The 21293-nt window shown below is 61.1% G+C and carries 20 protein-coding genes; 8 read left to right on the plus strand and 12 right to left on the minus strand.

All coding sequences use genetic code 11. The features are described 5' to 3' along the window. Positions 1–51 precede the first annotated feature (51 nt). Together MU846_RS02590 and MU846_RS02595 are read right to left on the minus strand one after the other, a co-directional pair. Positions 52–1230, minus strand: coding sequence for a vWA domain-containing protein (locus MU846_RS02590; protein WP_246948000.1), 1179 nt, complete (start codon positions 1228–1230; stop codon positions 52–54). A gap of 5 nt (positions 1231–1235) precedes the next feature. Further along, a complete protein-coding gene (locus MU846_RS02595; RefSeq protein WP_246948001.1) occupies positions 1236–2078 on the minus strand; it encodes an AAA family ATPase in 843 nt (280 codons plus the stop codon). A 130-nt stretch (positions 2079–2208) separates the two neighbouring features. Here MU846_RS02595 and MU846_RS02600 point away from each other — a divergent pair, with 130 nt between their 5' ends. Next, the gene (locus MU846_RS02600; RefSeq protein ID WP_246948002.1) at positions 2209–2970 is read left to right on the plus strand and encodes a 16S rRNA (uracil(1498)-N(3))-methyltransferase; all 762 of its coding nucleotides are present in this window, start codon (positions 2209–2211) and stop codon (positions 2968–2970) included. Positions 2971–3158: 188 nt separating this feature from the next. After that, on the plus strand, positions 3159–4184 hold the full coding sequence (locus tag MU846_RS02605; protein WP_246948003.1) for an OmpA family protein: 1026 nt from the start codon (positions 3159–3161) through the stop codon (positions 4182–4184). A 642-nt stretch (positions 4185–4826) separates the two neighbouring features. On the opposite strand, the gene MU846_RS02610 is transcribed toward MU846_RS02605, so the two are convergent. From MU846_RS02610 to MU846_RS02640, 7 genes are all read right to left on the minus strand, one after another. After that, positions 4827–5849 (minus strand): amidohydrolase family protein, encoded by a 1023-nt coding sequence (locus MU846_RS02610; protein ID WP_246948004.1) that lies wholly within the window; start codon positions 5847–5849, stop codon positions 4827–4829. A gap of 147 nt (positions 5850–5996) precedes the next feature. Continuing rightward, positions 5997–6836, minus strand: a complete 840-nt coding sequence (gene rluB / locus MU846_RS02615) for a 23S rRNA pseudouridine(2605) synthase RluB (RefSeq protein WP_246948011.1) — start codon at positions 6834–6836, stop codon at positions 5997–5999. Beyond that, positions 6829–7665, minus strand: a complete 837-nt coding sequence (gene scpB / locus MU846_RS02620) for an SMC-Scp complex subunit ScpB (RefSeq protein WP_246948019.1) — start codon at positions 7663–7665, stop codon at positions 6829–6831. Before scpB ends, rluB begins: the two co-directional genes overlap by 8 nt. Before the next feature lie 64 nt (positions 7666–7729). Continuing rightward, positions 7730–8701 (minus strand): segregation and condensation protein A, encoded by a 972-nt coding sequence (locus tag MU846_RS02625; protein WP_371738492.1) that lies wholly within the window; start codon positions 8699–8701, stop codon positions 7730–7732. Positions 8702–8748: 47 nt separating this feature from the next. Next, positions 8749–9963, minus strand: coding sequence for a tryptophan--tRNA ligase (locus MU846_RS02630; RefSeq protein ID WP_306799184.1), 1215 nt, complete (start codon positions 9961–9963; stop codon positions 8749–8751). A gap of 175 nt (positions 9964–10138) precedes the next feature. After that, positions 10139–10762: an L-threonylcarbamoyladenylate synthase gene (locus MU846_RS02635; protein WP_246948025.1), complete on the minus strand. Its 624-nt coding sequence runs from the start codon at positions 10760–10762 to the stop codon at positions 10139–10141. Between the two features lie 73 nt (positions 10763–10835). Next, positions 10836–11678 carry a PHP domain-containing protein gene (locus MU846_RS02640; RefSeq protein ID WP_246948028.1) on the minus strand — a complete coding sequence of 281 codons (843 nt, stop codon included), beginning with the start codon at positions 11676–11678 and terminating at the stop codon, positions 10836–10838. Between the two features lie 257 nt (positions 11679–11935). Between MU846_RS02640 and MU846_RS02645 the strand changes: the two genes are divergently transcribed. From MU846_RS02645 to MU846_RS02655, 3 genes are all read left to right on the plus strand, one after another. Continuing rightward, the gene (locus MU846_RS02645; RefSeq protein ID WP_246948030.1) at positions 11936–12562 is read left to right on the plus strand and encodes an inner membrane-spanning protein YciB; all 627 of its coding nucleotides are present in this window, start codon (positions 11936–11938) and stop codon (positions 12560–12562) included. Positions 12563–12581: 19 nt separating this feature from the next. After that, complete coding sequence (locus tag MU846_RS02650) at positions 12582–12881, plus strand: YciI family protein (protein WP_246948033.1); 300 nt, start codon at positions 12582–12584, stop codon at positions 12879–12881. Between the two features lie 73 nt (positions 12882–12954). Further along, positions 12955–13641, plus strand: coding sequence for a TIGR04211 family SH3 domain-containing protein (locus tag MU846_RS02655; RefSeq protein ID WP_246948036.1), 687 nt, complete (start codon positions 12955–12957; stop codon positions 13639–13641). 25 nt (positions 13642–13666) lie between these two features. Here the strand turns inward: MU846_RS02655 and MU846_RS02660 are convergent, their stop codons facing one another. Both MU846_RS02660 and MU846_RS02665 read right to left on the minus strand, forming a co-directional pair. After that, positions 13667–14785 (minus strand): hypothetical protein, encoded by a 1119-nt coding sequence (locus tag MU846_RS02660; protein ID WP_246948039.1) that lies wholly within the window; start codon positions 14783–14785, stop codon positions 13667–13669. Between the two features lie 242 nt (positions 14786–15027). After that, positions 15028–16206 (minus strand): CaiB/BaiF CoA transferase family protein, encoded by a 1179-nt coding sequence (locus MU846_RS02665; protein ID WP_246948042.1) that lies wholly within the window; start codon positions 16204–16206, stop codon positions 15028–15030. Positions 16207–16405: 199 nt separating this feature from the next. On the opposite strand from MU846_RS02665, the gene yihG reads away from it, so the two are divergent. From yihG to MU846_RS02680, 3 genes are all read left to right on the plus strand, one after another. Then, positions 16406–17293 (plus strand): 1-acylglycerol-3-phosphate O-acyltransferase, YihG family, encoded by an 888-nt coding sequence (gene yihG / locus MU846_RS02670; RefSeq protein ID WP_246948045.1) that lies wholly within the window; start codon positions 16406–16408, stop codon positions 17291–17293. Positions 17294–17489: 196 nt separating this feature from the next. Further along, positions 17490–20141 (plus strand): DUF349 domain-containing protein, encoded by a 2652-nt coding sequence (locus tag MU846_RS02675; protein WP_246948048.1) that lies wholly within the window; start codon positions 17490–17492, stop codon positions 20139–20141. Positions 20142–20165: 24 nt separating this feature from the next. Next, the gene (locus MU846_RS02680; protein ID WP_246948051.1) at positions 20166–20642 is read left to right on the plus strand and encodes a DUF4442 domain-containing protein; all 477 of its coding nucleotides are present in this window, start codon (positions 20166–20168) and stop codon (positions 20640–20642) included. 6 nt (positions 20643–20648) lie between these two features. Here MU846_RS02680 and MU846_RS02685 read toward each other — a convergent pair whose 3' ends face one another. Then, on the minus strand, positions 20649–21263 hold the full coding sequence (locus MU846_RS02685) for a DUF924 family protein (protein ID WP_246948053.1): 615 nt from the start codon (positions 21261–21263) through the stop codon (positions 20649–20651). Between the last annotated feature and the right edge of the window lie 30 nt (positions 21264–21293).

Genomic DNA, 21293 nt, shown 5'->3' on the forward strand with positions numbered 1-21293 from the left:
GGATGGTGCGGGCAGCGCGGCCAGCTGCCCGCCTTTCTTCCTCAACACGACTTAACGACTCAAATAGCGAATCGCCTCATCAATGCCTTCAAGCGTGAGCGGGTACATGCGGTCTTCCAGCAGCTGCCGTGTCCAGACATTGGACGTCGTGCCATCCCAGGTGCGGCGCGGCTCGGGGTTCAGCCAGATGACTTTTTCGAAGGTATTTGTCAGGCGCTGCATCCACACCGCGCCGGGCTCTTCGTTCCAATGCTCGACACTGCCGCCGACAGAATTGATTTCATAGGGGCTCATGGCCGCGTCACCGACAAAAATCACCCGGTAGTCCGAGCCATATTTGTGCAACACGTCCCAGGTGGGGATTTTCTCGTCCCAGCGGCGGCGATTGTCCTTCCAGACGTACTCATAAATGAAGTTATGGAAGTAATAGTGCTCCATGTGCTTGAACTCGGAGCGGGCCGCGGAAAACAGCTCTTCGCACAGGCGAATATACGGGTCCATGGAGCCGCCGATATCAAAGAAGAGCAGCACCTTGACGCGGTTTTCCATCTCCGGGCGCATACGGATATCCAGCAACCCGGCATTGCGAGCGGTCGAGGCGATAGTGTCATCAAGATCCAGCTCTTCCGCCCTGCCCGTGCGAGCGAACTTGCGCAACCGGCGCAAGGCGAGCTTGATATTGCGCACACCCAGCTCCACGGAATCGTCCAGGTTGCGGTATTCGCGCTTTTCCCAGACTTTCACCGCGCTTTTATTGCGTGACGCCCCGGCCATGCGAATGCCTTCCGGGTGCGCGCCAAAAGCACCAAACGGCGACGTGCCGCCCGTGCCGATCATCTTGTTACCACCCTGATGACGCTCGTGCTGTTCTTCCAGGCGCTTGCGAAACTCTTCCAGCAGCTCTTCCAGGCTGCCCCGCTTCTGCAAGGCGGCCAGCTCCTCCGGCGACAGGCTTTTCTCGATTTCCTTGCGTAACCACTCGTCCGGAATAGCTTTGCTGAACCAGTCTGGATCAACCGTTTCCAGCCCTTTGAAATACGCATCGAAAGCACGATCAAAGCGGTCGTAGTATTTTTCATCCTTGACCATGATGGCGCGAGAGAGCAGATAGAAATCATCCACGCTGCCAAAGGCCAGGTGCTGCGACATGGCTTCGTGGAGATCGAGCAGCTCGCGCAATGTGGCGGGCACACGGTGCTCGCGCAGCGCCTCGAAAAAGCGTACCAGCATGGTTATCAGCCTTCCCGGCGGCTCATGAAGGCCAGACGCTCCAGCAGCTGCACATCGGCCTCGTTCTTGATGAGCGCGCCGTACAGGGGCGGAATCGCCTTGCGGGTATCGCGATTGCGCAGGATGTCGTCGGGGATATCATCCGCCAGCAGCAGCTTGAGCCAGTCGATCAGCTCGGAGGTGGTGGGCTTCTTTTTCAGGCCCGGCACCTTGCGCAGATCAAAAAAGATCTCCATTGCCTCTTTCACCAGGCTTTGCTTGATATCCGGGTAATGCACGTCGATGATCTTCATCATCGTTTCTGCGTCGGGGAAATTGATGTAGTGGAAGAAGCACCGGCGCAGGAATGCATCCGGCAGCTCCTTCTCATTGTTCGAAGTGATGATCACGATCGGCCGCTGTTTCGCCTTGACCAGTGTCTGCGTCTCGTAGACGTAGAACTCCATGCGATCCAGCTCTTGCAGCAGGTCGTTGGGAAACTCGATATCGGCCTTGTCGATCTCGTCGATGAGCAAAACCACCTGCTCATCGGCTTCAAATGCCTCCCAGAGCTTGCCCTTCTTGAGATAGTTGGCGACGTCCTCGACGCCCTCTGCCCCGAGCTGCGAATCGCGCAGCCGGGAAACTGCATCGTATTCATACAGGCCCTGCTGCGCCTTGGTGGTAGATTTGATATTCCAGCTCAGCAGCCGCAGCCCCAGAGATGCCGCCACCTGCTCTGCCAGCAACGTCTTACCGGTGCCCGGCTCGCCCTTGATCAGCAACGGCCGGCGCAAGGCGATGGCGGCGTTTACCGCCATTTTCAGATCTTCTGTGGCTACATATTGCTCTGTGCCCTGGAACTGCATGCTCAATCTCCGACTGTCTTGTCCGGCGCGCGCCACCACGGGTGGCCCGCAGGCTGTCTATTGATAGGCTGCTACTGTAGCAAGGGCGCGGCTGATCGCAAGTCGAATGCGCCCACCGAGCTGATGCATCATGTCAACCGTGCCGTGCCGCACCGCCTGTGGAATAATGCGCGCCATGAACCTGCTGCTGCTGCACCCTGACGACCAGCTCGATGATGCCCTCTGGCAGATCTCCGGCCGCCGCGCCGAACATCTGCGCCGGGTGCGTGCGCTGGTGCCCGGCCAACGGGTGCCTGCAGGGATACTGAACGGGCCTATCGGCACAGCCGAGTTGCTTTCCGACGATGGTCACATGCAGCACTTTCGTTTTCAGGGCGATCAGGTTGCCCCGCCGTCCCTGCCACTGACGCTGATCCTGGCCCTGCCGCGCCCCAAAATGCTCAAGCGTATTCTCATTGATGCCACCAGCCTGGGCATCAAGAAAATTATTTTGCTGAACAGCTTCAAAGTGGAAAAAAGTTTCTGGCAAACGCCGGAACTCAAACAATCTCTGTTATTTGAAAAAATGATTCTTGGACTGGAACAGGCGTGCGACACTGTGCTGCCGACGCTGGCACTTGAACAACGCTTTCGTCCCTTTGTCGAAGATCGCCTGCCCGCGTTGTCACAGCACAGCCTGCGACTGCTTGCCCACCCCGGCGAGCACCCTTCACTACCTGCAGGGTTGGCGCAACAGGTTACGCTGGCAGTCGGCCCCGAAGGCGGCTGGACGCCTTACGAAGTGGATATGCTGCGCAAGGCCGGTTTTGCCTGCCACAGTTTCGGCCAGCGCATTCTGCGAGTTGAAACTGCCGTGCCTGCAATTGTGGGCCGACTGATGAAATTACCCTGAAAAAAAGATATTCCAGTGCAATATGCGCAGCGCATCACACAAAATTCGTAAAATATTACTGCGATAAATCAACACTTCGCAACGCTTTGTAATTTTTCATTTTATATCTTGTCCCTGTATTTACCGCGCAACTGTCATCTCCTCACAATAGCGAAGCTTTACCCACGGACCGGATCAAGGAAACAGTTATGCGCATTAAATTGCTTTCTGCCTGCATCATTGCCACGTCTGCGTTTGGCACCGCCACAGCCGTTTCGGCTGCCCCCAATACGCTGGAGCGTGCCGGCTACATCGGTGGTCAGGGCGCCCGGTTGTGGTACGACGACAAAATCTCTTCACCTCGGCTGGATGATCACGCGCTGTACGGCGGCCAGATTGGCTACCGCTTCAGCCCGCGCTGGTCGGTCGAGCTTTCCTATGTTGAAGGTGACACCGAGCGTCGTGGCAACAACCCCGGCCCAGACCGCGATATCACCCTGCCCCTCGTCAGCGGCCGCTTCCACTTCAGTGAGAGCTCGTTCCTGGGCTTTGAGCCGTACGCCGGCCTCGCAGCAGGTGAGATGTGGGTCGAGGCTGACGTCAGTGGCAGCGACAAACATCGCGAAACCATCGCCGCGCCCGAGCTGGGCATGCAAACTCGCCTGTTCCGCAATCTGATGCTCGATGTGGGCGCACGCGCTCCCTACAGCATTGATAACGACCGCTGGCATGGCCAGGCCTATGCCGCACTGAACTTGCTGTTCGGCGTGCGTGAGCGTGGCGCCACACAGGAAGTGACCCAGCTGGAGCCGACACCACGCGCCGAGCCCACGCCTCCACCGGCGCCGGCACCGCGAGAGCCTCAGGTAGTACGCCGCCAGGTGGACGAAACTCACACGGCACAATTTGCGTTCGATGACGCTACCATCAGCGCCAGCAATCGTGCTGACCTGCTCTCCGCAGCGCGTTTCCTGAATCAGAACCCGCAGACGTCGGTCACGCTGGAAGGCCACACTTGCAGCATCGGGCCAGCAGAGTACAACCAGTATCTGTCGGAGCGTCGCGCCGAGGCAGCTCGCCAGTTGCTGACAAGCGAAGGCGTGGATGACAGCCGCATCACCGTCGTCGGTAAAGGCGAGCGTGAGCCGATTGCCGACAACGACACGCGCGAAGGCCGTGAAAAGAACCGTCGCGTCGAGGCGATTGTCACGGGTACGGTGGAAGAGCGCCGCTAAGCTGGATACATAAGCTGTAAGAACAGCGTTTCACTCGGGAGAGAGCCGGCGCCTTCGGGCGCCGGTTTTTTTATCCCCGCTCCCCAGCCCCTTATTCGCTTCGCTCACCCTTCGGGCCAGCCTTCGGCTGTTCTGCGCTTAGCCTGCTTCACTAGGGAGAGGGGCAGCAAAAATATCGGCATTCTGGACAACCCATTGGTACTTTCTCGGATAGCCGAAATAGCTCCACCCAAATCGACGATGAACCTTTTGAGCCCCTCTCCCCTTGTGGGAGAGGGGTTGGGGAGAGGGGGAGATTATGGCAGGAAATAGATACTCGCACTTGACCAGGAACGGAACTGGCTAGCGCTCGGGATTTTCTTCTGTGTGATTTTTATAGAAATTTCAACTGAAGAGAATTGAAAGTAGTGCAACATGTAGCAGATGTCGTGACAGCTGAAAGTTCGTCGCCCCCTCTCCCCCAGCCCCTTATTCGCTTCGCTCACCCTTCGGGCCAGCCTGCGGCTGTTCTGCGCTTCGCTTGTCCCACAAGGGGAGAGGGGAGCAAAAAGCTCGGCATTTTGGACAACCCATTGGTGCTTTCGCGGATATTGGAAATGGCTCCACTTAAACCGACGATGAACCCTTTTTAACCTTGGCCGTTCAATCATGCTCCGGTAACAGCGCCAGCAAATTGGTGCGTGCTACTTTGTCGGCCACTTCTTGCGGCAACGCATCCAGAAACCGGTCAAAGCCCTGGATATTCTTGCCAAGATTGCCAAAGCGGCCAACCAGATCGGTGCCAATCATAAAACGATCCGGGTACTGCTCCACCAACGCGAGCCAGCGCGGCGTCGGCACGCCCTCTTCCAGCAGATACGGCTCCAGCACCGTCCAGGAAAGGTCGATGTACAGATTATCGTGCGCAGCAAGCAACTCGCCGACGATGGTATCCAGATTCTTTATCTTGCCCTGATATCGGTGAATTTCAGCGCTGGTGCCCGCGTGCGCCCAGATGAATCGGGTCTGCGGATGTGCCGCGAGCGCCTCTTTCAGTTCTTGCCGATAAATGGGCTCTCGCTCGCGTTTTGACGTCAGGTTGCTGTGCAGGATCACTGGCAGCGAACGTTCGGCTGCGAGCTCGTAAACAGCATCCAGTGCCGGATGATTGGCACGTGGTGTCTCGCCTTTGGTCAAGGCGGTCAGATCATCATGTCGTGTGAGAATTTCACCAATGCCTTTCCACAGGTCGGGATACATTTCCAGCATCAGCTCCACATGCCGGACAGCATTCATGTCAGTGGGATTGAAACCGGCAATAAAGGGGTGAAGCCGTTCCCGTTGCTGGCCCGGCAATGTCTGGATTGCCTCCGCCAGCAGCGCGTCGGTGGCACTGTAGTAATACACCGGTGCTTCATCACCCATGTAATAACGCGGTTCGCGGGGCGCCGATTCTTCCCATTTTTTCGCCACGCCCAGACCCATGATCGCCACATCCTGGATACGTGCCTCATCCATGGCCTTGAACAGCGCCTCCATGCCATCTGTTTCCTGAACGAAGTTGACGTAGTGCAATTGAGCGTCGCTGTAGATTCGCTCGGCCCGCTCGGCGAAAGATGCGCCGGGCAGGCAGGCGAACGCGGCGCCACACAGCCACACCTGAAGCAGCGGCTTTTTCAATAGCATGACCTTTCCTTCTGTTGCGCATGTCTGAGTACAGACTGGCCTGCAACAAAGGAGTTCTGGCGCTACTGCTCAACCCGTGGCGGGATCGGTGAAACCTTGAAAAACCGGGCAGTTCGGGCCTGCAATCTACAGGCCCGGGCGGAAAACTCAGCGACGATAAGGGCTGCGTCGCCGGCGAGGGGGCTTGTCGCCGCTGCGCTGGGCGCGCAACCGGGCACGGCCGTACAGGCCAGTGTACTGCTTGCCTTTGAGATCCACTTTTTTTGCCAGCCGCTCTACTTCAGCCGGGTCGAGATCCATCCAGCGGCCCTGGCGGAGCTGTGGCGGCAATGTCAGATCACCAAAGCGGATGCGGATCAGCCGCGCCACTTCCAGCTCCTGGGAGGCGAACAGGCGCCGGACTTCCCGGTATTTTCCGCCCACCAGCGAGACGCGATACCAGCGGTTGGCACCTTCCTCGGCACCACCGGCATCCACCACGCTCTGGAAACGCGACATGCCATCTTCCAGCATCACGCCCGCGAGCATTGCCTCGCGCTTTTCCGGTGTCAGTTCGCCATGCACGCGCACGGCATATTCCCTCACAAAGCCGTTCGACGGGTGCATCAACCGGTGCGCCAGCTCGCCATCCGTGGTGAACAGCAGCAACCCGGAGGTATTGATATCCAGGCGCCCGACTTGCACCCAACGGGTGCCTTTCAGGCGCGGCAGGTTATCGAATACTGTCGGGCGTCCTTCCGGGTCATTACGCGAGCACACCTCTCCTGGTGGCTTGTGGTAAATAATTACCCGACGTTCAACTTCGTCGGGGTCCTGGGTGCGGACAATATGCCCATCCACTCGAATTACATCCTCTGCTTCGACACGATCGCCCAATGTGGCGATCTTGCCATTGACGGATACACGCCCGGCCGCAATCCAGGTTTCCAGTTCGCGGCGAGAGCCCAGCCCGGTACGGGCCAGCACTTTTTGCAGTTTCTCACTCATCGTCGTTATCGGCTCCAGCGGTGGCTGTTTCGCCTTCCGCTTCAATGGCCTCCTTTGGCGACGCAGGTTTCTTGCGATACTGGGCGTCAAATTCCGCCAGCAATGCATCCACCTTGTCCATGTCCAGCAGTTCGGACTCGTCGATGTCTGGCTCCCCTTCGTCCACTCCCTCGGCCAGGGGGTCGTGCGGCTGCTCTTGCTGCTCGTCGGCGCCTTGCGATTCACTTTGTGCAGCATCTTCTGCAGCATCAACCGCTGCCGCTGGCGGTGCATCATCCAGCGCCAGCTCCTGATTCAGCTTGTCCAGATCCTTGATCTCGGCCAGCGACGGCAGGTCTTCCAGGCTCTTGAGATCAAAATAATCCAGAAACTGCCGCGTGGTGGCGTACATGGCCGGGCGGCCGGGCACATCACGATGGCCAACCACCCTCGCCCAGCCCCGCTCCAGCAGTGTCTTGATAATCTGCGTGCTGACGGCCACCCCCCGGATTTCCTCGATCTCGCCACGGGTGATCGGCTGCCGGTAGGCCATCAAGGCCAGCGTTTCCAGAATCGCCCGGCTGTATCGCGGTGCTTTTTCCTGCCACAGCCGGCTCACCCAGGGGCCCATCTCAGGGCGCGCCTGAAAGCGAAACCCCGAGGCGACTTCGCGCAGTTCGACACCGCGGCCCTGATAGTCACTGGCGAGATCTTCCAGCACCTTGCCCAGCATCGCCTTGTCGGGCCGGTCTGCCTCGTCAAACAGCATCAACATGCCATCCCGATCCAGGGGGGCGTCCGCGGCGAATATAGCCGCTTCGACAATGCACTTGATCTGATCCGCTTCCACTGGTGCACCTCGTTATGCTGTCTGCTTCGTTGGCTTGCGCCGGTATTACCGAATGATCTTCCGATTACTCATCCGCCGACGTGATCTGCGGCAACAGATCGTCGTCGCTATCGCTGTCTTCCAGCACGCCCTCTTCCAGCACTACCATTCTGGCTTTGACGTGGATCGGTGTGAACGCCTCGGTCTGGATCAGTTCGATCAGCGATGCCTTGACCAGTTCCAGCACTGCCAGAAAAGTCACGACCACACCGGCACGGCCTTCGTCGAGCGGGAACAGCGAGACAAACGGCACAAACTCCCGGCCCTTGAGCCGCTCCAGCACGCTGGCCATGCGTTCCCGCGTGGAGAGCTTTTCACGGGAGATGAGATGGCTTTCGAACATATCCGCCCGGTGCAGCACATCCTTGAATGCCAGCAGCAACTCGCGCAGATCGACATCCGGCTCGGGCCGTTCGCGCACGAAATCCGGCCGCCGCGCTGACGCCGGAAAAATATCCCGCTCCAGGCGCGGCAGAGCGTCGATATCTTCGGCCGCCTTCTTGAAACGTTCGTACTCCTGCAACCGCCGGATCAGCTCCGCGCGGGGATCTTCTTCGTCCGCCTCTTCCTCTGCTTTCGGGCGCGGCAGCAGCATGCGCGATTTGATCTCGCCCAACAGCGCGGCCATGACCAGATATTCTGCCGCCAGCTCGAAATTGAGCGCCTTCATCAGCTCTACATATTTCATGTATTGCTGGGTAATTTGCGCGACCGGAATATCCAGAATATCCAGGTTTTGCCGCTTGATCAGATACAGCAGCAGATCCAGCGGGCCCTCGAAGGCTTCCAGAAACACTTCCAGGGCGTCGGGCGGGATATACAGATCATCCGGCAGTTTGGTGATCGCCTGCCCATACATCAGCCCGAAAGGCATTTCTTCCTGGCGCGGCCCGTTCGGGCCGGCCTCGGCCACAGGCACTGACGCGGCCTCGGCATCCGCCGCCAGTGCAAGCGCTGCGCCGTCTTCGCTATCAGTGACCGTTGTGTCATCCGTCATCGGTGTGCCTCGGAAACCTCTGCCCTGCCGTGCCGCCCGAGAGCGGCTCAGCGATAATTCAGGCCCATTGCGGTTCGCACTTCCTCAAGCGTGGCACGGGCCGCCTCGCGTGCTTCTTCACAACCATCCGCGACGATACTGCGCACCAGATCAGGATCGCGTGCATGCTCCTCGGCGCGGCGCCGGATCGGCTCCAGCTCCGCCTGCACAGCGTCGATCACAGGCTTCTTGCAATCCAGGCAGCCGATGCCGGCCGTGGTGCAGCCTTCCCACACCCATTGCCGGGTCTGGTCGTCGGAATATACCTGGTGCAGCTGCCAGACCGGGCAGTGCTCGGGATTGCCCGGATCGGTGCGGCGCACTCGCGCCGGATCGGTGGGCATACGGCGAATTTTTTCATCGACACTATCTGGCTCTTCGCGCAGGCTGATGAAGTTGCCGTAGGACTTGGACATCTTGTGCCCATCCAGGCCCGGCATTTTCGAAGCCGGCGTCAACAGCGCCTGCGGCTCCGGCAGGATCACCTTGCCGCCGCCCTCAAGATCACCCAACAGCCGCTCGCGATCGCCCAGGGTGATGTTCTGTTGCCCGAGCACCAGCGCACGCGCCGTCTCAAGCGCCTGCTCGTCACCCTGCTCCTGATACTTGCGGCGGTGATCCTGATACACCCGCGCCTGCTTCTTGCCCATCTTGCGAATGGCAGCGGCAACGGCTTCCTCGAATCCCGGCTCGCGGCCGTACAGATGATTGAAGCGGCGGGCCACTTCTCGCGTAATCTCGATATGCGCCACCTGGTCTGCGCCCACCGGCACCTGGCCGGCGCGATACATCAGGATGTCGGCCGACTGCAACAGCGGATAACCCAGAAATCCGTAAGTGGCGAGATCCTTTTCCTTGAGCTTTTCCTGCTGATCCTTGTAGGTCGGCACACGCTCCAGCCAGCCAAGCGGCGTCATCATGGACAACAGTAAATGCAGCTCCGCATGTTCCGGCACGCGCGATTGCACGAACAATGTCGCCGCACCGGGATTGACGCCCGCCGCCAGCCAGTCGATGACCATTTCCCAGACCGCCTGCTCGATGGACTGCGGATGCTCGTATTCGGTGGTCAGTGCGTGCCAGTCGGCGACAAAAAAGAAGCACTCGTATTCGTGCTGCAACCGTACCCAGTTTTTCAGCACCCCGTGGTAATGCCCCAGATGCAGGCGGCCGGTAGGCCGCATCCCGGATAATACGCGCTGAGAGGAAACCACAGAGCTCAAGACAGACTCCTGAAACGACAACGATGGTACAGAAACGGACAACCCCGGCCGCCGGGCGGCAGGCGATGGTGGCGCAAAACGGCAAGTATAGCGGCTCCGGTGGCCTGTGTTCCATGCAACAGTGGCCGCAACAGGCCCCATTGGCGGATAAATGAGCAAATCGCTGCAAGCTGGCTCAGAAGATGCTTTCCACTGGCCCCGCACCCTGCCGCACGACCTCTGGCCCGTCACCATCCACCAGCGAGATAACCGTGGTTTCCGTCAGGCCGCCGAAGCCGCCATCCAGGATCATGTCCACCTGGCCATCCAGCACATTGCGTATGTCCACCGGGTCGGTGAGCGGGTACTCATCACCCGGCAGTAACAGGGTAGACGTCATGATCGGCTCGCCATGCTCGGCCAGTAGCGCCTGACAGATGGCATGGTCCGGCACACGGATACCGATGGTGCGTTTCTTCGGGTGCATCAGCCGCCGTGGTACTTCGTGAGTGCCGCGCAAAATCCAGGTGTAGGCGCCCGGCGTGTGGGCCTTGAGCAGGCGGTAATCCGGGTTTTCTACCTTGGCGTACAGCGCCAGCACAGAAAGATCCGCACACAACAGCGTGAACTCGTGCTTGTCATCAAGCCGCCGCAGCCTGATCAGGCGCTCCAGCGCGCTTTTCTCGCCAATACTGCAACCCAGCGCATAGGTGGTGTCTGTGGGGTAGGCGATCAACCCACCGCCGCGCAGCACCTCGACCGCCTCCCGCAGCAAACGAGGCTGGGGCGATACCGGATGAATATGTAATACCTTGGTCATGGCAGGCTGTCCCGGTCAGTGTCCGATCAGCGCATTGTAGTGTGCACAGCAATGCACCGCGAGCGCGGCGGCTTCACGCCGCCTGAAACAGTTCCCAGACAGGGCGCGCCTGCTCCGGCAGCGCCGGCAAGCGGCCCAACTCCAGCCAATATTGTGCTGGTGTGTGGAAGTCCGAACCGCCGGAGGCATACAGCGGGAAATCCCGCAAGCATTCGATCAGCAATGCCTGCTGGGCCGGGTTCAGGCGCGGCATTGCCACCTCAAGCCCCTGGCCACCTGCTGCGCAGAAATCGGCCAGCAGCTGGCGCAGCTTGCGGCGCGTCATGCCGTAGCGCACCGGATGCGCCAGCACCGCAACGCCACCCGCCGCACGCAGTGCCTGCACCGCCTCGTCCAGCGGCACCCACGGGGTGTTTACATAGGCAGACTGCCCTGCCTTGAGAAAACGATTGAAGGCATGTTGCTCGTCACGCACTCGCCCGCTGGCCACCAGCATGCGTGCAAACCACGGCCGGCCCGGTGCTGCCGTGCCCGCCAGGTCGGCCGCTCGCTGGTAGCTGCCGGCAAGCCCGGCGGCTTTGTCCAGCTTGCGCCCGATCAATTCCGCCCGGCGCACTCGCGCCTGCTGCTGTGCCGCCACCAGCGCCTGCAAGTCAGGGTGATCGGCCTGCATGTTCAAGCCGACAATATGCAGCTCGCGCCCGCTCCAGGTGCTGGAAATCTCGATGCCGGTAATCAGCTCGATTGCCGCCTCGGCCGCCGCCTGCTGCGCCTCCGGCAGCCCCGCCAGGGTGTCGTGATCGGTCAGTGCCAGCATCTCTACCCCGGCTGCCGCCGCGCGGGCCACCAGCTGCGACGGGCTGAGCGTGCCGTCGGAGGCGGTGCTGTGGCAGTGGAAGTCGTAACACGGTTGCATGCGTTGGTTCCGGTTGGTCGATCATCGAGAGCGCGACCGCTACGGCGGCCATTATGCTGACAGGCGCGGCAGTATAGCACGGCATCGGGGCAGCACCCGGCGAGCGCGGGGCCGCGTCTGAAAAGCAGCGAGGAGAACCTGAATAGCGCCACGACAGCATCCCGCCCCGCCGCCGCCCTCTGGCGCCCGGAGCGCCTTCGCTGTTCACCCCGAGAGGCATCCATTACCATCATTGCTTCGCAAGCTGGGATTCTGGCATGAAAAAGCTGTTTGATTATCTGCCGGTGATTGTATTCTTCGGCCTTTACTTCGCGTCAGGCAGGGATATCTACCTTGCCACCTGGGGCATTCTCGGGGCCAGCGCCCTGCAAATCGCGGCGGGCTGGCTGATCTGGCGCAAGCTGGAGCGTATGCACCTGCTGGTGTTTGTGGTGACGCTGGTGTTCGGCGGGCTGACACTGCTGCTGCGTGATGAAATGTTCATCAAGTGGCGGCCCACCGTCATTTATGGCGTGCTGGCGCTGGCGCTGCTGATCGGCCTGTTCCTGCGCGAGCGCTCGCTGCTACAGCGCATGTGCGAGGCCATGATGATACGCGGGCTGGGCTATGTGGTGCAGCTGCAACCGCGTGACTGGATCACGCTGAACATCGCCTTCATTCTCTATTTTTCCTTGCTGGGCGGGCTGAATATTTATATCGCCTATGCGTTCAGCACCGACTTCTGGGTGAATTTCAAGCTGATCGGTTTTACCGTGCTGAACTTCGTGTTTTATATCGCGCTGTTTTTCTACGTTTATAACCGCCTGCCCGAGACTGACCGCCAGCGCCTGTTTCATGATCGCAGCGCGCGCCCGGCCGATCCCGGCGCAGATGATAGCGACTAGTTTTGTGGAGGCCAGAAAAATGCTTTACGCCATCATCAGTGAAGATGTCTCCGGCTCACTGGAAAAACGGCTTGCGGCGCGCCCCGAGCATGTGGCGCGCCTGAAGGCATTGCACAGCGCCGGCCGCCTGGAACTGGCCGGCCCGCACCCTGCCATGGATGCCGACGACCCCGGCGACGCCGGCTATAGTGGCTCGCTGATCGTGGCAGAATTCTCCAGCCTGGAAGCCGCACGCCAGTGGGCTGAGGCGGATCCTTACGTCAGCGCCGGGGTATATGCCCGGGTGACGGTCAAGCCATTTCGTAAAGTTCTGCCTTGATGTGACCTCCATCACGACCTGACCGAACTGCTTTTACCTACACTGCGCGCGCTCGCAAGGGGAGTCCGAATTCATGCGCTTTCGTTTTTTCTTCAGCCTGGCCATCGCCACCATCCTGTTCAGTGCCGGCATGGCCGCACCCCGCCCGGCGCTGGCCGCCAGCGGCTGGATCGGAGATACCGTCTTTGTGCCGGTACGCGCTGGCGCCGGCAATGGTTTTCGTATTGTGCATCGCGGCTTGCGCTCCGGCACGCAGGTGCAAGTGCTGCAATGGGAACAAGGGGCTGATTGGGTGCAGATTCGCGTCGGCGATACCGAAGGATGGGTCGAAGCACAGTATGTCAGCCGCCAGCCCATCGCACGGGTGCAACTGGAACGTGCCGAGCAACGCACCCAGACACTGACCCGGGAACTGACACAGGTGCGCGAACAGCTTGCTGCCGTGAGCCAGGAGCGCGATCAGCTCAGCAGCCAGGCACAAGCGCTGGGCGCCGATCTGGATTCGCGCAATCAGGAGTTTGATCAATTGCAACAAGTCGCCGCCGATCCGTTGCGCCTGGATCAGGCAAACCGCAAGCTGAACGAAGATCTCAGCCTGCTGCGCACGGAGCTGGATCAGGTGAAGGCGGAAAACGCGATGCTGCGCAACGACCGCACCTTTCAAGGCTGGCTGTTCGCACTGGCGACGGTATTTGGTGGCATGACGCTCGGCTGGTATTTCAAATCCCGCGCCAACCGGCAACGCACCAGCTGGGTGTAACCAGGCAGCCCACCTTTGCGGTGGGCTAGCGTAATCCGAACAGCGTCTCCACCCTGAGCACGATACCGGGCATGGTATTGAAGCCATGCTCCCGCGCCCACAGCAGATAAGGCTCCACTTCATAGAAGAACCAGGGCCGCCAGATATTGTGGCGATAGGTCACCGCGGCCCGGTAATTTTCCGCACGGGTTGTCGGCCGGGTATAGCCATCCACACTGATCAGATAACGCAACGCCTGGCGCTTGGTCAGCTCGACACCCAGCGCCGCGCTCTGCTGCAAATGCCAGCCGAGCCCTTCGTCGATATTTTCCTCACTGATTTCGGCAAAGCTTGTCAGACGAAAAAAACGATGGCGGCTCAGCGGGCGGTCAAAATTGAGAATGGTGCGGCTGCGAAATCCTTTCGGGTCACGCCAGTCAACCGATTCCTCGAACCGTGCCGACCAGTATTCGGTAAGTGCGTACTGCTGGCGATAACGAGCACGCCAGTACAGCTTCAGCTGTGACCTCACGCCGACATCCATATCGATGTCCATATTGTCTGCGGTGCGCAACACCCACCGCACGCCAGCCCTGGCTGCGTTGCTGGCCTCGCCGGTCATTTCGGGGGCGCCCTGGAGGCCGGCGTTCTTGTCCTCGAAATCCTGCTCACTGGCAAAGATCAGGCTCAACCGGTGCTCGATGCCGGGCAAATGCACACGCACGCGAAAGCGCACATCGCTGTCATGCTCGCCGTTGTCCTGAAGCAATTGCGCGCCGACGATACGCACCGAGGTGCCGGCCACTTCGCGGGTCTGGTCGTCCGCATCACCAAACACCGCGTCCAGCCACTGGGTCGGCCAGCACAGGCCACGGGAAAAAGCATGGTGGGTGCGATCAATCCAGCGCAGTTGGTCGTTGGCCCAGGGGTCGCAATCCATCGGCACCCGATAAGCACCCTGCGGGCCGGTTTCCAGCAGCATCGAGCCATCCTCTTCCTCGACCCAGCCTTCCGGATCATGCAGAGGCAACTCTGTGGCAGGTTCGAGAATTTCGGGAAAGACCGCTGGCTCGGCCGGCTCACCAGACACGGCGGGCAGATCGGTTACTAACGGTCGCTCCTCGGCTGCCGCCGCAGTGGCGCTTACCGCCCAGAGCAGGGCCAACCAAAGCCCCTGCCCCGATAACCTGCCGCGCCCCGTGCCCCCGGCACGCGTTGCGCGAAGGCGCCTTCCCGTATTTAGCACTACCACTTACTCGCCGATAGAACGCTTACAGCATAAGCTGCGGCCGGAGCGCTCACCAGCCGGGGTTTGCAAAATCTGCGCCGCAGCACACTTGCCGGCGCAGATCGTTGCGTCAGCGCTGACGACCTATACAGGCCACCAGCACCATCGCACACGTTCGCTTATAAAACCGCGCCGCTTTTCCGCAATGCCTCGATTGCCGCCTCATCAAAACCGGCTTCGGCCAGCACAGCCTCGCTATGTGCTCCCGGCTGGCCGCCCGCAAAGCGATAGCTCGGCGGTGTTTTCGAGAACTTGAAGGGCGACGCCACCTGGCGCTGCACGCCGTCGCCGGCCGGCACCTCCACAACCATGCCACGCGCTTCGAGCTGCGGGTGCTGTGCCGCTTCGGAAACACTGAGCACCGGCTCCACGCACGCATCCACCGCGGTGAAAATGGCCTGCCATTCGGCAAAATCTTTTTCTTTCATGGCCTCGCGAATTTCGGCCTTGAGTTCGGCCACAATCTCCGGCGCCATTGCCAGCCCTTTGCCGGCCAGGTGCGGCCGGCCAATCGCCTGGCAGAACTGCACGAAAAATTGCGGCTCAAGCCCGGCCACGGAAAACCATCTGCCGTCACGCGTCTCATAGCAATCGTAGAACGAACCGCCATTGAGCTGTGTGCGCTCCAGTTGCGGATCGTCGCCACCGATCAGCGCCTGCGGCGCTGTCAGCGCGTGCAGGCTGAAGGCCGCGTCGGTCATGGAAATGTCGATGTGCTGGCCTTCGCCGGTCTGCTGCCGATGAATCACCGCCGCCAGAATCGCCATCACGGCATGGCACGAGCCGCCGGCGATATCCGCGGCCTGCAAGGCCATGGGCGCCGGGCCACTGCCTTGCCGGCCGTTGTACGAGGTGACACCGGCGATGGCGAGATAGTTGAGGTCATGGCCTGCCCGATCCCGATACGGGCCATCCTGCCCGTACCCCGTGATGGAACAATAAATCAGCCGGGGGTTGACGGCGCGCAACGCCTCATAACCGACCCCCAGGCGCTCCATGACCCCTGGGCGAAACTGCTCCACCACGATGTCGTAATCCTGTACTAGCCGATGCACCACCTGCACCGCTTCCTGCCGTTTGAGATCCAGCGCCAGCGAGCGCTTGGAACGGTTCAGATAGCCGTGCACAGCCGAGATACCCTGATCCATCGGCGGCAACATGCGTACCATGTCCGGCCGGGTGGGAGATTCCACACGCAGCACATCGGCGCCGAGATCAGCCAGAATCAGGGTGCCGAACGGCCCCGGAAGCAAGGTGCTGAAATCCAGCACTTTAAGAGAAGAAAGCGGACCAGCCATGGAATATCCTTTACAGCGAATCAGATGATGGAGGCAGCCAGCGCAGCTGCCGATCCAGCAGCATAAGGAGCTACGGCAAGCGCGCCAATGACAGCCCTGCTCAATTTCCTGACCGGAGCGACCAGCGGGTCGTTATCGCTCGGGACAGCCCATCGCTTTTCCGCTAGCATTGCCGCTCCGTGACTTAATGTACAACTGTATGAACATCTGGCATTACATCCGTGCATCTCTCGTTCTGCTTGGCCTGACCCTGAATACACTGGTGCTGGCCTTCCCATTGTTCCTGATGGCGCTGGCGCGCTTCGTGATTCGCCATGAGCGAACGCAGATCGCCCTTGCCCGTGGCCTAGTGCGTGTTGCCGAGAGCTGGATGTGGGTCAACAACACCCTGATCACACTGATCAGCCGCCCACACTGGCAGGTGGAAGGGCTCGAAGGGCTGGACAAGAACAGCTGGTATCTGGTCACCAGCAATCACCAGTCCTGGGCAGATATCCTGATTTTGCAAAAAGTATTCAACCGCCGCATCCCGATGCTCAAGTTCTTCCTCAAGCAAGAACTGATTCGCGTGCCGGTACTGGGGCTGGCCTGGTGGGCGCTGGATTTCCCGTTCATGCAGCGCCACACCCGCGAGCAGATCGAGCGTAACCCGGCATTGAAAGGCAAGGATCTGGAAACCACGCGCAAAGCGTGCGAGAAGTTTGCCCACTTCCCCACCTCGGTGATGAATTTCTTCGAAGGCACACGCTTCACCGCCGCCAAGCAGGCGCAGCAGCAATCGCCGTACCAGTACCTGCTCAAACCCAAGGCCGGCGGCACCGCCTTTGCGCTGGCAGCCATGGGCGGCAAGCTGGATACGCTGCTGGATGTGACCATCATTTATCCGCCGGCTGCCTCCCGCAACCTGCTGGCCTTTCTCGGCGGCGCCGTGAACCAGGTACAGGTAGTGATTTGGCAACGTGCGATCCCCGCCTGGACAGCCACCGGCGATTACGAGAACGATCCCGAGTTCCGTGCCCGCTTCCAGCAATGGGTGAGCGAGCTCTGGCAGGAAAAAGATGCGCTGCTGCAAGCTCGCATGAGCTGATCCTGCGCGTCGGCACCCAGGTCCCGCTTTCACACTGCCGGCCAGGCTGGCTATGATGGCAGCCCCTGACGGGGCATCTGCACCGGGCGCCGTCACAGCGCCCCCGGTGGATGGAATCAGCTGGCCCGCACGACGGGCCAGAGCAGAACGCGACGACTTTACGGCGCCACGCCGGCGCCGATACCAGGGGATACCGATGCTGGGCAAACTTTTTCGACCGCGCTGGCAGCACCAGAATGCCGATCAACGCCTGCGGGCTGTCACCGAGCTGTCGCTGGATCAGCCGCAGAGCCACGGCATCCTTGCCTCGCTGGCACGCGAGGACAGCGCAATCACAGTGCGTGCCGGAGCAGCCAGCCGGCTCACGGACATCAACCTGCTGGCGCAGCTGAGCCATCAGGACAGCAGCGACACCGTGCGTGATGCCGCCAGTACCCAGCTCCAGCGGCTGCTGGCCGGCATCGCCGAACACAGCCCGGCCCTGGCACCGCGCCTGCAACAGTTGCAGCAGACCGACGACCCCGCGATCTTGCTGTTCGTGGCCCGCAACAGCCCCGAGGCGGCCTGCCGGCTGGCCGCCGCTGAACGCATCAGCGCCCCCGAACAATTACTCGATATCGCCCTGCACGGCGCCGATGCCGCATTACGCATTGCTGCCGCCGAGCGTATTGCCGACACCGCGCTGTTGCGTCGTCTGGTGCGCGAGGGGCGCGACAAACGCGTGCAGCAGAGTGCGCGAGAAAAACTTCGCCAACACCAGCAGAGTGCGCAAGCAGAGGAAGAGCGCAGCCAGTCCCGCGCTGCCGTGCTGGCCGAACTGGCCCAGCATGGCGGTCGTGTCGTGGATGCCCTGTACCGCGCCCGCCTGACCCAGTTGCAGCAGCAGTGGGCGCAGGCAGCTGCCGATGCCAGCGATGACGAGTTGCAACAATTCGCGCAAGCCGAAGCCCGTTGTCTGGCGAAGGCCGACGAACTTGACCGCCAGCTGGCAGAAGACGCCCGGCGCCAGGCCATGCAGGCCGAGCAACATGCCGCCGTAGACGGCCTGGCAGCGCTGCAACAGGAAGTGACCGAAGACCTGCTGCAGGAGCAATTGGGCAGCCTGCGCGCCGCCGTGGCGCTGCAACAGCATCGCTGGGAGGCCGCCACGGAAGAATTTGCCGCTGAACCCCCATTGGCCGAGCGCTTTGCCGCCCTGCAACAGCAATGGCAGGCGCTGCTCGACACGACAGAAGCCGTCGCTGCCGCAGCGGATCGTCTCACCGCCCTGGCCGACGCGCTCAGCGCCGCCCCTAATGATGAATCCCTGCGTACCGAAGCCACCGACTGGCTGCACCGCTGGCCGGCGAACACGCCACACCCGGCGCCCCTGGCGGCACTGGCACAGGCGCTTGCACCGGCAGTTCAGCCGCCTCGCAAGGCGGCACCCGCCGACGGCCGCACCGAGGGCAAATCAGCCCCGCATAGCGCCCCCCGGCAGGCGCTCGACAATCTGCTCGGCGCGATCCAGCGCGAGCTGCGGCAACGCAATCTGCGCCACGCCAATCGCCTGTGGCAGAAAGCCGAAGCGATGCTGACGGAGCAGCCGGATGACAGCCGTCAGGCGCGGCTGGAAAAACTGCGCCCGGAACTGGACGAGCTGCGCGACTGGCACGCATTTGCTGCCGAGCCGAAAAAAATCGAGTTGTGCGAGCGCATGGAAGCACTGACGCAGCAAACGCTTGATCCCGCCGAAAAAGCCACCGCCATCCAGGCACTGCATGACGAATGGCGCAGCCTGATGTCCTCCAACCAGGATATCGATCAGCGCCTGTGGGACCGGTTCAAGGCAGCATCAGATCTCGCCTACGAGCCCTGCCGTGAGCACTTCCGTGAACAGGATGCAGAGCGTGCGGAAAATCTGGCACGCCGCGTCGCCCTGTGTGACCAACTGGCGCAGCTGCTGGAAAAAATCCAGGCGCAGCCGGAATCGATCGACTGGCCAGCGATGTTTGCCATCCGCCGCCAGGCGCCGGAAGAATTCCGCAATCATCAGCCAGTGCGCTTTACCGATGCACGCAATGCCAGCCGCCGGTTCAGCCAGCTGCTCGGCGCGCTGGACGAGCAACTGAAACAGACCAGCGAACGCCATGCCCAGTCACTGGGCGAGCTTTGTGATGCGGCGGATGCGTTGCTGGCAATGGACGACACCCAGGCGGCCACCACGCAGGCCAAGCAACTGCAACAACGCTGGAAGCAGGCAGGCTGGGTACACCCACAGCCTTACCGGGCACTGCATCGCCGCTTCCGCAAAACCTGCGATGCGCTGTTTGCTCGCCTGCAAGCCGACCGTGACGCTGCCCGCGCCAGCCAGGCCGAAGAGAAAGCCCAGCTTGAGCAGGCGTTACAGCACTTCAGCGACGCCTTACCCACCCTGGCCACGGCACAGCTGCGTGAGCAGATACAGGCCGTGGAAGCCCTGCCGTGCCCACGGCCGCTGGTGCGCCAGCGCGATCAGCTGCTGGCACGGGCACGCGAGCAGCTGGCCGCCCTGCCCCGACGCCAGCTGTGCCAGCAATTGCAGGAGCGGGTCAGCGCCGCACCGGAGGCCCCCGAGCAGACGCCGGCGCAGCGAGAACTTGCCGTGGCCCTGGAAGTCAGCGCCCAGGCACCCAGCCCCGAGGACGCGCGCGCCGAGCGCCTGCGCTGGCAACTGGAAAAACTGCCCGAGGCAATGAAGCGAGCAACACCGGACCAGCTGGAAGAATGCAGCCGTTTGCTGGAGGATGCGGCGCCGGTGCTGGACGCCGGGCTCGCGCCCGCCATTCGCTCGCGCCTGCTACAAGCACTGGCGCACCTTGCGCCCTGATCTGCTATTCGGAAATTTTGCAACATGCGTAACCTGCTGTTACCCCTGATCAACAGTGCGCGCGGCCTGGCCCGTGCACTGAGCCTGTACGCGCCGTATCTTGGCGCCGGCGTGCGGGTTGATCACATCAGCGCCGATTTTCGGGAAGCCCGCGTCTCGATGAAATTGCGCTGGTACAACGTCAATTATGTCGGCACCCACTTTGGCGGCTCGCTGTACGCCATGGCCGATCCCTTTTACATGCTGTTGTTGATGCGCAACCTTGGCCCCGACTATGTGGTGTGGGACAAAGCCGCCAGTATCGATTTCGTCCGCCCTGGCCGCGGCCGTGTCACGGCATCCTTTCTGTTGACTGACGACATGCTCTCGGATGTCTTGCAGCACACGGCAAACGGCGACAAGTACACCCCCACCTGGCCGGTGGAGGTGATTGATGAAGAGGGAAAGTTGGTGGCGCGTGTCGAAAAGACGCTGTATATCCGCCGCAAGAAAAGCGACTGAGCCGCGTTATTGCCCGTAGCGATTTGCATCGCGCAGATAGTCGATTTCCTCGGGCGTACTTTCGCGTAGCAAGGCTTCGTTCCGGTGCGGAAAGCGCCCGAAGCGCTCGATCACTTCGGCATGCTCGCGGGCGTAGGCCAGATTGGTACGCATATGCCCGGCCACTTCCGGTGGCGCTTCATCCACCAGCCCGGCGAAGCACTTGATGCATTTCTGTTGCAGCGCCAGATCCTCGGCGTGCATCAGCGGCATATAAAAGAACACCCGCCCCACCCACGGCAGCTTGCGATCCATACCCAGCGCCAGGCCCTCGTTCACCAGCGTCACCGCACGATGATCGCCGGCGAAAGCACGAGCCGTGCCACGATGAATATTGCGCGTGAACTGATCCAGCAGGATCAGTAACGCCAGCCGCGGAAACGGCTGGCTTTCCCAATCCACCAACTCTTTCGACAGCGCGGCCTCGACCAGCGATCCGAAGCGCCGCTCGATCTCCGCATCAGCCGCAGCGCCGCCGGCAAACCAGAGCGCATCGCGCGGTGGCTCCGGCCAGCCTCGCTGCAAGCCATTGCCAAACCAGTAATCCAGGACGTCCTGCCAGGGTGGTGTGTTGGAAAACATGATGCCTCGCTCCAGTAATGTTGGCTGCGC

The organism is Alcanivorax quisquiliarum, assembly GCF_023051175.1.
Lineage (GTDB): Bacteria > Pseudomonadota > Gammaproteobacteria > Pseudomonadales > Alcanivoracaceae > Isoalcanivorax > Isoalcanivorax quisquiliarum.